This window comes from Cytobacillus sp. NJ13 (assembly GCA_030348385.1).
GTDB lineage: Bacteria > Bacillota > Bacilli > Bacillales > Cytobacillaceae > Cytobacillus.
The window spans coordinates 258161-270902 of sequence record JAUCFP010000006.1 but is presented as its reverse complement, the minus strand read 5'-3'; the positions used below and the strand labels follow the sequence as shown (position 1 = coordinate 270902).

11 protein-coding genes are annotated in these 12742 nt (G+C 38.6%); 4 read left to right on the top strand and 7 right to left on the bottom strand.

Features of this window, described 5'->3' with window-relative positions; translation table 11 throughout:
* Nucleotides 1-84: 84 nt before the first annotated feature.
* Entirely contained in the window at nucleotides 85-1170 is a 1086-nt protein-coding gene (locus QUF73_01425) for a M24 family metallopeptidase (protein ID MDM5224863.1), read from the bottom strand.
* A gap of 132 nt (nucleotides 1171-1302) precedes the next feature.
* Here QUF73_01425 and QUF73_01420 point away from each other — a divergent pair, with 132 nt between their 5' ends.
* Nucleotides 1303-2520 carry an ROK family transcriptional regulator gene (locus QUF73_01420; GenBank protein ID MDM5224862.1) on the top strand — a complete coding sequence of 406 codons (1218 nt, stop codon included), beginning with the start codon at nucleotides 1303-1305 and terminating at the stop codon, nucleotides 2518-2520.
* Between the two features lie 117 nt (nucleotides 2521-2637).
* Here the strand turns inward: QUF73_01420 and QUF73_01415 are convergent, their stop codons facing one another.
* From QUF73_01415 to QUF73_01390, 6 genes are all read right to left on the bottom strand, one after another.
* On the bottom strand, nucleotides 2638-4350 hold the full coding sequence (locus QUF73_01415; protein MDM5224861.1) for a trehalase family glycosidase: 1713 nt from the start codon (nucleotides 4348-4350) through the stop codon (nucleotides 2638-2640).
* Nucleotides 4351-4393: 43 nt separating this feature from the next.
* Nucleotides 4394-5221 carry a carbohydrate ABC transporter permease gene (locus tag QUF73_01410; protein MDM5224860.1) on the bottom strand — a complete coding sequence of 276 codons (828 nt, stop codon included), beginning with the start codon at nucleotides 5219-5221 and terminating at the stop codon, nucleotides 4394-4396.
* An 18-nt stretch (nucleotides 5222-5239) separates the two neighbouring features.
* The gene (locus tag QUF73_01405; GenBank protein MDM5224859.1) at nucleotides 5240-6184 is read right to left on the bottom strand and encodes a sugar ABC transporter permease; all 945 of its coding nucleotides are present in this window, start codon (nucleotides 6182-6184) and stop codon (nucleotides 5240-5242) included.
* 14 nt (nucleotides 6185-6198) lie between these two features.
* On the bottom strand, nucleotides 6199-7407 hold the full coding sequence (locus QUF73_01400) for a sugar ABC transporter substrate-binding protein (protein ID MDM5224858.1): 1209 nt from the start codon (nucleotides 7405-7407) through the stop codon (nucleotides 6199-6201).
* Nucleotides 7408-7571: 164 nt separating this feature from the next.
* Nucleotides 7572-8726, bottom strand: coding sequence for a response regulator (locus tag QUF73_01395; protein ID MDM5224857.1), 1155 nt, complete (start codon nucleotides 8724-8726; stop codon nucleotides 7572-7574).
* Nucleotides 8707-10416, bottom strand: coding sequence for a histidine kinase (locus QUF73_01390; protein ID MDM5224856.1), 1710 nt, complete (start codon nucleotides 10414-10416; stop codon nucleotides 8707-8709). Before QUF73_01390 ends, QUF73_01395 begins: the two co-directional genes overlap by 20 nt.
* Before the next feature lie 356 nt (nucleotides 10417-10772).
* Between QUF73_01390 and QUF73_01385 the strand changes: the two genes are divergently transcribed.
* The 3 genes from QUF73_01385 to QUF73_01375 all read left to right on the top strand — a co-directional run bounded on the left by QUF73_01385 (nucleotide 10773) and on the right by QUF73_01375 (nucleotide 12735).
* Nucleotides 10773-11282, top strand: a complete 510-nt coding sequence (locus QUF73_01385; protein ID MDM5224855.1) for a hypothetical protein — start codon at nucleotides 10773-10775, stop codon at nucleotides 11280-11282.
* A gap of 129 nt (nucleotides 11283-11411) precedes the next feature.
* Nucleotides 11412-11996 (top strand): sigma-70 family RNA polymerase sigma factor, encoded by a 585-nt coding sequence (locus tag QUF73_01380; protein MDM5224854.1) that lies wholly within the window; start codon nucleotides 11412-11414, stop codon nucleotides 11994-11996.
* Nucleotides 11986-12735: an anti-sigma factor gene (locus tag QUF73_01375; protein MDM5224853.1), complete on the top strand. Its 750-nt coding sequence runs from the start codon at nucleotides 11986-11988 to the stop codon at nucleotides 12733-12735. The genes QUF73_01380 and QUF73_01375 overlap by 11 nt, the downstream gene beginning before the upstream one ends.
* The last annotated feature ends 7 nt before the right edge of the window (nucleotides 12736-12742 follow it).

Sequence of the window (12742 nt, the reverse complement as noted above, 5' to 3'; positions counted from 1 at the left end):
TTATTATAAAATTACAATCTTTTCAGAAAATTGTCAATGATATTCTCGAAATCTATTATTCTTTTTATCTGTTCCATCAAAACTTCAGCGAACTAAAATGTCAGGCCTTAAATAACTGGTTTTCCCGTATTTAACCTCCAGGTAGTCCCATGTCTTTGTTTCAGTTAAAAATTCAATGCCATTAGACAGAACGAGAATCGTATCTTCTGATTTTATACCTGGTAAAGCAGGGTTCCAGGCATATGCCTGGTTTTCCATCACTACTTCAGTTGAGGCAGGGGTAGCCAGATATTCTCTTGATGAGAACCCTGTTAATCCACCTTGATGCAAAAGCTTCCAATCTTCAGGGAAGCCAGCAAGACCATATTGCTTGATTCCTTCTTTAATGATACTGCTAATCCTCTTGCCTGGAACTGTGTTTGCGTTCATTACAGCATCAATTCTCGCCAGCTTTTCCTTATTGACGATAAGAGCCGGAGGGAGTGGTCCAAAATGAACAAACCTTGTTGCATTTGCAACTAATCCCCCTCTTTCTGCACAAATGACTATCATAATATATTTGTCCAATTTTTTATTTGTTGGAATCGGGTGGCGGTATTTAAAGATTCGCTCATCAGCGGCCGCTAATGCCACCTGCACATTCAGGTCCCGTTCAAGCGCTTTCCTGAATAATAGTGCACAAGTCTCTAATTCTGTCATACCTTGCTTCAATTCTTTGCAGGTTTGTTCCAGAATGCTTGCCGTATCCTGGCAAACACCCCTATAGTTCTCGATTTCCTTTTCACTTAAAACAGAACGGATAACCGAAAGGTCTTTATCAGCCATTTTCCAATCCCGAAATGGAACATCGGTGACAACATGTTTTCCTGCGGTAAGTTCATTAATAATACCTTCAGACGATTCATACCACTCTGTGATGAGGGTATCAAACTCAAAGCTCAAATTTCTGCACTCCTCTTCCAGCATTCTCCTTTTTTCCATTTTATTCGTGATGAGAAAAATCTTGTCTTTAAAGATTAACCAGTCCGCAACCCCATTTGGTTCACACAATACAATGTGGTTTTTTCTTCCCTCTGTCAGCCATGAAAAGTTGTTTCTCTTTCTAAGCAGGATACCGTCATAACCTTTTTGTTCCAGATATTTCTTAATTTTGTTAATAGGCTGCATCATTTTATCTTCCTCCCAAAGTAACTTTATTAATTAATTTTACTAATTATGTTATAATGAATGCAATCCTTTTTCCAACTTATAAAAAAAATAATGTAAACTATTAATAATCGTATTTTTTGGAGGTCGAAGTAATTGCAAAAAGGCACTTTTCAATGGATGAAATCAATAAATAAAACTATTGTTTTAAATAAAATTCGAATGAGCGGTCCTATATCCCGCGCGCAGATTGCAAAAGAAACAAATCTTACACCACCTACTGTCAGCAGTATTGTGAAGGAATTATTGGATGAGCAATTTGTTGTCGAGAGCCAGCAGGGTCAATCCAGCGGCGGCCGTAAACCGACCATGCTTGTTCTTAACCATAAAGGGTTTTATGTCCTGGGTGTGGATGTGGGTCCAGTTAAAATACGAACCGTCTTAACGGATTTAAATGGGAAAGTGTTATTTAGCCATTCTGCCTATTTGCCTGCATACGTTACCAATAACTCACTGCTCGACATGCTGAAAGCGGAAATTTCCAATATGCTGAAAAATGCATCTACCTCAACAGGCCAATTACTTGGAATTGGAATCGGCATGCATGGGGTAGTTGAACATAAGCATGGCATCAGTTTGTTTGCACCAAGTCTAAATTTGCGCAACATACCCATTAAGGAAGAATTGGAACTTTATTTCCAAGTGACCGTAAAGGTAGAAAATGATGCCAGGGCGATGGCGCTTGGGGAAACTTGGTTTGTAAGTGATCAAAATGATAGCGGAACGGTGGTTACGATAAATGTAGGAAATGGAATAGGTGCGGGTATTGTCGTAGATGGCAAACTTCTGCATGGCGAGCATAATTTGGCTGGGGAAATTGGCCATATGTCCATTGATTTAGGTGGCAGCAAATGCACATGCGGCAATTTTGGCTGCCTGCAAACTTTAGCATCCGGGATGGCGATTAAAGAACGGGCACTGAAGGAATTAACGATGGGCAAAGAAAGTTATCTGAATGAAATCGTCGATGGAGACCTAGACAGGATTGAAGCCCGGACAGTCTACCAGGCAGCCTGTCATGGAGATGCTTTGAGCATTGATTTATTGACGAACACAGGAATTTATCTTGGCATCGGCATTACCAATTTAATTCATCTATTAAACCCCAATAAAATAATTATTTCCGGAGGAATTTCCAATGCAAAAGACTTTCTTTTACCTTCCATAATAGAAACCGTATCCGCCCGTGCTTTGACAGTGCAAGCCAAAAATACGGAAATTATAGCATCTAAACTCGGTGAGTACTCAGCCGCGATTGGATCTGTCGTGCTGATTTTGGCTGCTATTTTTTCAGTTGATCTGGTTGAATGCTGAATATTCTATCGTGATTTTTCAGATTCTGGTGCTGCTATGATAAGATGTTACTGACTGTCCGCCATAACGAAACCCCGTCCATCACAGAACGGGGTTTCGTTATACCAAAAATGAACTTCATGCCATTTCCTTTTGTAATTCATGTGCAAGGATCAGAAAGACACTGGAGGTCCAGGTGAAAGCAGGATCCCTCAATCCCGCCCCTGTCAGGGCGTTGAAATTTTCCGCCATACCTGATTTGGCAGCCATCTCGCAAAACTTTTGGGCTGTTTTTCTTGAAAGTTCGTACTCCCCTATCGCTTTCAGTCCATCTGTCAACAGCATGGTAGAAGGTGCCCATATCGGACCTCTCCAATATCCATCTGGCCTGTAAAAGGGACTGTCAATGCTTTCGGTTGCAAATCCATGCTCTGTTTCAAAATGATGCTTAGTAATCAAACTATCTATTAAAATTGTTTTTTGTTTATCGGTTAATCTGTCTCCTAATATAAGCGGAATAAACAAAATTAGGCTTTCTGAGATAATTGGTTTATGGGAATCCGACAGGCATGCACGAAATCCCCCATCTGTCCAAAAATGCTTCATCATTTTCGTAAACGTTTCATCAGCTTTCTTTTTCCATCTTAACGCATCTTCATTCTTGCCAATCTTATCGGCGATAGATGCCAATACATCCATTTGAATTATTAGGTATGCTGCCAAATCAGGCATTTCAACAGGCTTGCCATCACAAAACACGGTGCTGTTATCCCAGCCGCTATCATTGCCATGATTATACTGGGGAATGCCATCCTGGTCATGGTCCCTGTATCGGAACCACCATTCAGTCCATTTGGCCAAAGGCTGATACACCTCTGCCAGCTTATCCTCCGAGATCCAATCGGAACGATCCATCATCCACTTGAGTGTCCAGCCATGTATTGGAGGCTTACAACAGTTCCAAAGTGAATACTGGTCGTTGGAAAAATCAGGCAATGCACCGCTTTCATCCTGCAAATCAAAAAACAAACAATATTGATCCCATGCCAATTGGGGCTGATTCTGGATTAGTGCCATCGCATTAAAGCAATGGTCCCAGCTCCAGATATTAGTCATCCAATTTTTAGACATATACATTGCTGGGCGTGTCAGCAATCCCTCTGCATTTACAATGGAAGACCATGTGATATATGCAGCAGCTTCTCTGGCATTTTCGTAATGTTTGGGTACCTTTAGCGTGTTTTCTTTCCATATTTCAAAATCATCTGCTGCACTTTGTGCAGACGAATGAAAGCTAGTTTCGATGCTCAAATCCTTCTCATAGTTAATTTTATAATCTGTTAAAGCCACTTCATAAGCTTTATTAAGGTGGCCCGGGCTGCATAGTATTCTAATAAATTTGCTTTTTTCCTCTTCAAATGGGGCATCAACCTCCATTTTTCCTTCGATCGGGATTAAGCGGAATCTCCTTTTTTCTGCAAAGCTATTTATTTCAAAAGTGCCGTCAGGGCATGCTAATGCATAATCGTAAGCTCCTGTAATGGCGGTTAATTCCAGCCTAACCCCATATCCTCTCATGCGGATTGTATGTTCCGAGCTAAAGCAAACCTCTAAAATTCCAGCTTTAGCAAATATCCTCAATAAATGGGGAGTCATTTCAACCTCGTAATTCTGATGCTCATCTGTCTCATCCAATACATTAATTTTGAAAACAGCGCCAGTCTTTTCATCTCCCCCTCTGATCATGCGAATGTATAATGCATTCGAATCATGGCCTCGTTTATGAATTGGCGATATGACCAGATAGGAGCCTTTGCGGCTGAATGGAAGTTTCATCTCTTTCACTTTCATTTAATTTCCCTCCGAAAAAACCAGAATGGAGCATTCATTTCAATTATTTAAAACCAGTTGATGATACACCATTGACAATATATTTTTGGGCAAAGAAAAATAAAATAAGCGGGGGCAAGCTAATCAGGAATGTTACTGCCATGATTCCTTCCATATTTACATCATACATTCCATTAAATTGAGCTAAACCCAGTGTTAAGGTATATTTGCTTTGATCATTCAGGAAGATTAGCGGTCCAAGGTAATCATTCCAGCTTGATAAAAAGTTAAAGACTCCAATAAGTACGATAATTGGCCACATTAGAGGCAAATGAATTCGATAATAAATCTGGAAAGAATTCGCCCCGTCCATCCTTGCTGCCTCATCAAGTTCTTTAGGAATAGACATAATGAACTGACGCAGCAGAAAGATGTAAAATGGGGCACCAAACCAAGCTGGCACTATCAGCGGCTTTAAGGTGTTGATCCACCCAAAATAATTAAATTCCATATATTGCGGGATCATCGTTACTTCCCATGGAATCATCATAGTAGCCAATAGAACCATGAATAAAAAATCCCGGCCTTTAAATTTAAATCTGGCAAATCCATAGGCAATTAATGTGGATGACACAATTTGTCCTAGTGTTGTTAAAAACGTCACGATCACACTATTCATTAAAAAAGTGTTAAAAGGCTGGCTGTTCCAGGCCTTGCCAAAGTTCTCAAATTGCCAGGAGGATGGAAACCATTTTGGAGGAAACATATATAATTCATCAGGAGACTTTAAAGCTGTTGTTACCATCCAGAAAAAAGGCGCCAAAAACAGCAGGGATAAAAATACTAAAACGATATATAAAGTTCCACTGCGGATTAATCGCTTGCTTTTCAAAAGAATCACCTCTTTTCATTACTTTGAATTCTTGACTTCATTTTCATAATAAACCCAAACGGAAGAAGATTTAAAAACCAGCATGGTCAAAAACAGAACAATCAGGAACATAATCCATGCGTTAGCTGATGAATAGCCCATTTTAAAGTATTTAAAAGCATTTTCATAGACATACATTGCGTAGAAATATGTGGAACCAAGCGGCCCTCCCCCTGTCAGAACCAGGGCAAGCGTCAATTGCTGAAAAGCACTGATGATGGTGGTAATGAGATTAAATAACAAAGTTGGTGTTAGCAGAGGCAACGTTATTTTAAAGAAGCAATATACTTTTCCGGCTCCATCTATTTCAGCTGCCTCATACAAATCCTTGGGGATATTTTTCAGACCGGCCAGGAATATCAGCATCATCGTACCTTGCCCCCACAAACTCGCAATAACCATTGCCAGCAGTGCCCATCTCTGGTTATTAAGCCAATCCGGCCCCTCAATTCCGGCTAACGAAAGAAAGTAATTTAAAATTCCGTATTCCCCGTTATATACCCATCCCCAAATCATCGCTAAAGCAACACCGGAAATTACAGAGGGAACGTAAAAAAAAGTTCTGAACAATGAGCTTGCTTTCAGCTTTTTATTAAGAAGAATCGCCAGGAATAAAGAGATGATAATATTAAGCGGAACAAACAGCATGGCAAATTTTACTGTCACCCAAAGGGAATGCCAGAAAAGGGGGTCATCCGTAAACATCGTGGCATAATTTGAAAAACCAACAAATGTTTTCTCTCCCACGATTGGCCAATCAAAAAAACTTATAAAAAGTGAAAATAAAAGCGGTCCCAATGTAAATAACAAAAAACCAATAATCCAGGGCGATATGAAAATATAAGGGGCAAGTCTGCCCCAATTTATTTTTCTTTTGGTCTGTACGGAAACATTTTCTGTGCTGACGATTAAATCATGCTTCATGATACCCCTCCAAGCTATTGGCCTACATATTTTTCAGAATCCTCGACTGCTTTATTTAATAGTTCATCTGCATCCTGGCCAAGCATTACCGCATTTATGGCAGCCGATAAATTTCGGTTAATTTCATTCCAGTTGGAGTTCAAAAGAAAAGCAGGTGTATTGGATGAATTCTCAAGCATCATATAAAAAGGCTTGTACAACTCATCTTCTGCAGTATTATTTGCTTCCACAACGCTCTTGCGTACTGGTAAGTCTGCTGTCCTCATCTGGATGGCTTTTTCAGAAGAATAAAACTTTACAAATTCCCAAGCCAAATCCTTCTCTTTTGAATCTTTTGCGATTGATACTGCCGATGAAGCAATTAAACCTTTAACAGGCTTGCTTCCAAACGCAGGCATTGCCACTGTGCCTACATCAATGCCAGCCTCTTTGAATCCTTCGAGCGGCCAAATGCCGCTTATATACATTCCTAGCTTCCCGGCTTTAAAAATATCCGTTCCGCTCTGCTGATTTTTGCCTCCAGTCAAAACCGCTGTGCCCTCTTTCACCATATCGCCATATATTTGGATCGCTTCGATTGTTTCAGGGCTGTTCATATACCCATCAATTTTCTTCCCATCTTCACTTACAAAGCTTCCACCATTGCTCCAAACCGTCCCTTGCAAATCATAAGTATCAGGCTCTGCTGTAACCCCAAACCCATATTGCTTTTTGCTTTTATCTGTCAGTTTTTTGGCAATTCCCTTAAACTCATCCCATGTCCAGCCTTCTTTAGGGTATGAAATGTTATGTTGATCAAATAATTTTTTATTATAATAGACAACCATGGTGGTAAAACCAGCTGGCATCCCGTACAATTCCCCGTCCACACTGGAGTAATTGAATAATCCTTCATAAAAATCATCCATTTTAATAGAAGAATCCTTGTCCACAAAAGTATCCAAAGGCTCTAAAGATTGGTGGTAAGTGGAAAAATCCCACATATACATAACATCTGGAGGATTCTTTGCTCCAAACGAAGCAGCAAGCTTTTGATCAAACCCGTCACCATACGCTTCCACTTGTACTTTTACTTTGGGGTTGTCCTTTTCAAATTCTTTTGCAATATCCTGCTGAATTTTTAATGTTTCACCTGAGTCCCATGTTGCGAAACGAAGAATCGTTTTCCCATCTTTATCTTTTCCGTCACTTGAGGCTGTATTGGAACTGCAGGCTGCAGTCATCCATATAACCGCCATAATGATTAAAACATTCCACCACTTTTTCTGTTTCAATGACCTTCCCCCTTTTAAGTATCTAAATTTTCAAAAAATATAACCGCTTTCATTGTAACTTTTTTGAAAGCGGTTAAAAACTGCAATTCGTTTCTTCAATTGTGCAATTTTGTTTAACTGAGGGATTTATTTGTTTGATTATTTTCGTTTTTTTGTTTTATTCGAAATTCAGTGGGCGTAATTCCACAACAGCGCTTGAACCATTTACTGAAATACTTTGCATCTGCGATGCCAGTCAAATCGGCAATTTCCTGGATCGTTAACGGAGAGGAGCTCAAAAGTCTTTTTGACATAACTACCCTCTTGCTGTTAATAAATGATTGAATGCCTAATCCTGTTTTACTTTTAAACAGAGTGCTCAAATAGCTTCTGCTTACTCCTGCAGCTTCGGCTATTTCTGTTACTGATATAGGTGTGGATAAATGTTTAACGATATAGTCTATTGCAAATAGTATAACTTTTGGATACTCTCTGCAGTTCCCTTGAAGATGATGCACATTACTTATTGCCCGAATGGAAGCCATCCATTCCTCTTTCCCGCAAAAAGGCCCAGCGTACTTCCAATTATTAAAAAATCGATCTTTATTTTCATCAGATAAATAACTTAGAAGACGGACTTGATATGCTGCCTCAATAAAGAAAACTATTCGATCTTCCGATAGGCTCAAGAAAAGATTATTGGACGACTTAACCGGAAAATTAATAGGATTTGGGGTCTTATCGAGTATATATACATAAAACGGAGAATCTAACCATTTCCATTCTTTCTTAAAGAAGATATCTGCATCTAAAAGAAAATCTTTCTCTTCAATATCTCCCTGAAGCCATAACAATAACTTCTTTTGAAAACTGGGAATTTGGTCGGGAACTTGGCCCCTTATTTCCTTGTTAAATACTGAGAGAAAATGGTTCAGGTCTTCATCTTCAAAAGCTGTTTTCAGTAAATAGCCTGATGCTCCTAATTTAAGGCCTTCTTGAGCAAATTCAAAATCCTTATGACAGCTTAGCAGCAAAATTTTTGTTTGAGGAAATTCAGCTTTAATTTTCCTAGCTAAATCAAGGCCATTTTCCTCTGGCATCACAATATCTGTAATCACTATTTCCGGCTCATGTTTTAAAAACTCTTCCCAGCCTCTTTTTCCATTAGGAGCTTCCGCTGCGACTCTCATTCCATATTTGTCCCAATCAACTGTCGCCTTTAGGCCCTTGCGGACAATCGTATCATCATCGACGAGCAAGACCTTTAGCTCACGTGTGTTGTCTGTCATTCTTAACCCACCTTTTTGGCCAATAGATTGAAATTGCCGTTCCTTTTCCTATTTCAGAATCTGCTTCTATCAGAAAATGCTTGCCAAAGTGGAATCTGAACTTTTGGTAAATATTATCTAAACCAATTCCCCCTTTTTTTAAAGAAGGAGGTTTCTTAAACAAGGATTCCAGCTTTTCCTGGTGAATTCCTTTTCCATTATCCTTTAAAATCAGCTGGAAACTGGATTGTTTCTCTAGCACATGAAGAGAAATCTCACCTGTTCCATCTTCAAAAGCATGAAAAAAGATATTTTCAATCATCGGCTGAAGAGTCATTCGGGGAATCAAAGCGTCTCCTAATCCGCTTTCCATCTCAGTCTGAAAGGAGAAATGTGCCCCATACCTTAATTCTTGAATAGCAAGGTAGTGTTTAAGCGCTTTCAATTCATCTTCTAATGGAACAAGACCAATATCAAAATTAAGATTTCCTTCTAATACCATAATTAGATGAGTCAGCATTTTGCTAATTTCCGGGTTTCCGTCGATCCTGGCTTTCCACTGAATGATATTTAAAGTATTAAAAAGCAAATGGGGATTGATTTGATAGTGCACTGCTCTCATTTCAGCTTCAAGCTTAATCGCTTCTTTTTCTTTAACTTCCTCAACAAGCTGATTAATCTGAAATAACATTCTATTAAAATGGTAACCTAGCTGTCCTATCTCATCTTCTGTCTCAATAGATGGTTTTGAATCCAGGCTTCCTTTACTCACATCATCCATGGCAAGCTTCAACCTTAAAATCTTGCTGGAAAATTGTCTGGAAAATAAAAAAGATAAAGCGAGCGCCAGCAATAGTGCAAAAACTGCTCCGATCATAACGACACGAAAAATGATTGCTGATGACCTGTAAAATTCATCCTGAGGAATTCTAAATCGGATGCTCCAGTTATTGGTGAAAGTCGTTTCCTTCCAAATGATATCACTCGAATGATCTTTTCTTGTACTTATGGTTGCATAAAAGTATTCCCCCGCTTCATTTTGGATAGATATGCGGGCTTTCAGGTCGTCCTCTAAAACTTTTACCATTGAAAAAATTTCATCTGCATCCGCTTCAATTAAAAGATAACTATGATTTAAAACTCCATGTGTATCTAAAGGCATCAGTAATCCGATTAATCTATCCGGATTATTTGATTTATAATGATCAGATTTATAGACGGAAACTTCCGTTTTTCCGCTTGCAAGTGCCTGTTTCCATATCTCCCTTTGCTTAAAGGATTTAATATCAATATTGTAATCACCAAAATAATAACCTGAGGAGGTAATTAAATAAATCCCTTTAATGTTTCCTTTTTTATGGATTTCCATTAAACGCTCCAAATTACTTTCTTCCTTAAAATCCATATAAGTTTGCGGTTCCTGAGAACTAAGATTGACTGATGTCTGATCAGCAATATATTGCTTGATCGCCGCGGCGCTGAAAAACATGTCGTTAAATGTGCGGTCAAGTTCTTTTTGTATTTTCTCACCGGCAAAGTGATTGTAATTTTTAAGCTGTTCGTTTACTACTTTTGAAGACTGATAATATGAAATGGCTCCTAAAGCCAATAAGGGAATTAATGCTGCAAGCAGAAACATAAATAGAAGCTTACTCTGGATATTTAAAAATACTAAATGGTTAAAAATGTTGGTAGTCCACTTATTTCTCATCGCCATTATCCTTTTTAAAAGGATAATATCGCATTAAACAGTAAAATGAAATAATTATTTTTATTATTCCGACACTTTGGAAATCCCTTTGTATAATTGATCCTGCCACTTTAGCAGGACAAAATAGGTTACACTCCAGGTAAATTTAGTCCTCTTTATAAAGAGTAAGGAATCAATATTCCAATAATAAATTTTATATACAGACATAATCTATTTCATTTACCAATGGCAGGTTGGCGGTTGTTTGATTCCACCCTGATTTAAGGAATATAGAAAAAATTTAAATTTATATCGAACCGTTTTATCACTTCGACCGTTATCTGAATTGATAAGATTAAATAACGGAGGGATTAATCATGAAAACAAAAATTCATTTTTACACAATTCTTTTAGCAGGCATACTTTTTGCAGGATGCAGTTCTCAGGAAAAAACAGAAAGTACAGATACAAAGGAACAAGCACAAGAAACAACAACAGAGGTTAACAACGAAGCAGAAAAAGATCTTGCAGAATCGGACACAGAACTTCAACTGATGGAAAACGAAAAAATTGGTAAATATCTTACAGATGCTGAAGGTATGGCACTTTACTACTTTGCAAAAGATCAGCCAAACACATCAAATTGCAGTGGAGATTGTCTAGAAAACTGGCCAGCTTTCTACTCTGAAGACCTTGCCGTTCCGGAAGGATTTAATAAAGAAGACTTTGGAACGATTACCCGCGCTGACACTGGTGAGAAACAAACGACCTACAAAGGCTACCCGCTATACTACTTCATAAAGGACGGAGCATCTGGTGATGTAAAGGGACAAGGCGTCAAAGATGTTTGGTTTATTGTAAACAGCGAAACGAAATTTACACAATAATGCATGTTACTGAAGGAACTGCCTGGTTTATCGGCAGTTCTTTTTTTCCTCCCCTATCAAATTTCTCCGCCAATCTATGTTAAGATCTATACTAAATAATTTCGTTTAAAAAGGGAGAGATTTCCGTCAATGAAGTCTAAGTCAGATGAAGAACTAATAGAATTAATTGTTCAAAATCATCGGCCAGCACTTGAAGAGCTGTATGACCGATATGTAAAACTGATTTACAGCTTCTCCATAAAAATAACCAAGGGAGATACTGAAAAAACGAAAGAAATTGTTCAGCAGGTGTTCCTTCGGCTTTGGACGACAAAACGCACCTATAATCCATCACAAGGACAGTTTGTGAACTGGCTTCTTACCATAACTCGAAACATTTCCATAGATCTTATCCGTAAAGAACAAAAATATAAAGGAACGGTCCAATTGGAGCTTGAAGAATGGCAGCAAATACAAGGTCTTCAATCTGATGATGTCCAGCAGCAAGTTTCAAGAAATCTGCTAAAACAGCAGATTCAAGAAGCAAAACGACATCTCTCTGAACCACAGCAGCGCCTTATCAACTTATTATATTGGGAAGGCTACTCCTTAAGTGAAATTGCAGAACTTGAACAAAAGCCGCTGGGTACGATTAAAAGCCGCCTGCATCAGGCCTTAAAAAAGCTTCGGAATAATTTCAACGGGAAAATAGGAGGTGTTCGGCATGGAGAATAAATGTGATAATTTATCTTTATATATTATAAATGAACTTACAAACCAAGATAAAAAACAGTTCGAAGACCATCTGCTAAAATGCGCAAAATGCCAGCAGGAACTGAAATCTATACAAGAAACATGGCAAATGCTTTCTTATGATGTAGAAGAAACAGAGGTACCGGAATCATTGAAATCAGAAGTGATGGATTTTGTCTTTGAAGAAAATAAATTTCTTAAACATGAAGAAAAAATAGAAACCGAACCGATTAGCTTTAAAGAACGAATTTTATCAGTTGCCAAAAGGCATTTTTCACCCATATCTACTGCTGTAACAGCTATTTTAATCATTTGTTTAATTGGGTTTTATTGGAACAGCCTTCAATTGAAAGATACGATTAAGTCATTAGAGAATAAAGCTGCTGATCCGACACAAATTGTTACGACTTATTCCTTAACAGGGCAAAGCTTAGCTGCTTCTGCTACCGGCAGCGCATACCTTCTTCAGGAAGGTACGGAAACAAGCCTTGTCATTGCTCTGAATAATATGCCTATTACGAAGGGTGATGAGGTTTACCAAGTATGGCTGTTAAAAAACGGAAACCGGCAAAGTGCTGGCACTTTGATACCTGATCAAAACGGCAGCGGACTTATCACCTACCGCCTGCCTCCAGAATATTCGTTTGAAGATATTGGGGTTACATTGGAACCTAATCCATTTAACACTCAGCCGCAAGGACAAAAAGTGCTGGGGACCTAATATAATG

What these genes read in the sequence shown, in the direction of transcription:
- QUF73_01425 (MDM5224863.1), bottom strand. Translation starts at nt 1,170, where the DNA reads ATGATGCAGCCTATTAACAAAATTAAGAAATATCTGGAACAAAAAGGT.
- QUF73_01415 (MDM5224861.1), bottom strand. Translation starts at nt 4,350, where the DNA reads ATGAAAGTGAAAGAGATGAAACTTCCATTCAGCCGCAAAGGCTCCTAT.
- QUF73_01405 (MDM5224859.1), bottom strand. Translation starts at nt 6,184, where the DNA reads ATGAAGCATGATTTAATCGTCAGCACAGAAAATGTTTCCGTACAGACC.
- QUF73_01400 (MDM5224858.1), bottom strand. Translation starts at nt 7,407, where the DNA reads ATGACTGCAGCCTGCAGTTCCAATACAGCCTCAAGTGACGGAAAAGAT.
- QUF73_01395 (MDM5224857.1), bottom strand. Translation starts at nt 8,726, where the DNA reads ATGACAGACAACACACGTGAGCTAAAGGTCTTGCTCGTCGATGATGAT.
- QUF73_01390 (MDM5224856.1), bottom strand. Translation starts at nt 10,416, where the DNA reads ATGAGAAATAAGTGGACTACCAACATTTTTAACCATTTAGTATTTTTA.
- QUF73_01385 (MDM5224855.1), top strand. Translation starts at nt 10,773, where the DNA reads ATGAAAACAAAAATTCATTTTTACACAATTCTTTTAGCAGGCATACTT.
- QUF73_01380 (MDM5224854.1), top strand. Translation starts at nt 11,412, where the DNA reads ATGAAGTCTAAGTCAGATGAAGAACTAATAGAATTAATTGTTCAAAAT.
- QUF73_01375 (MDM5224853.1), top strand. Translation starts at nt 11,986, where the DNA reads ATGGAGAATAAATGTGATAATTTATCTTTATATATTATAAATGAACTT.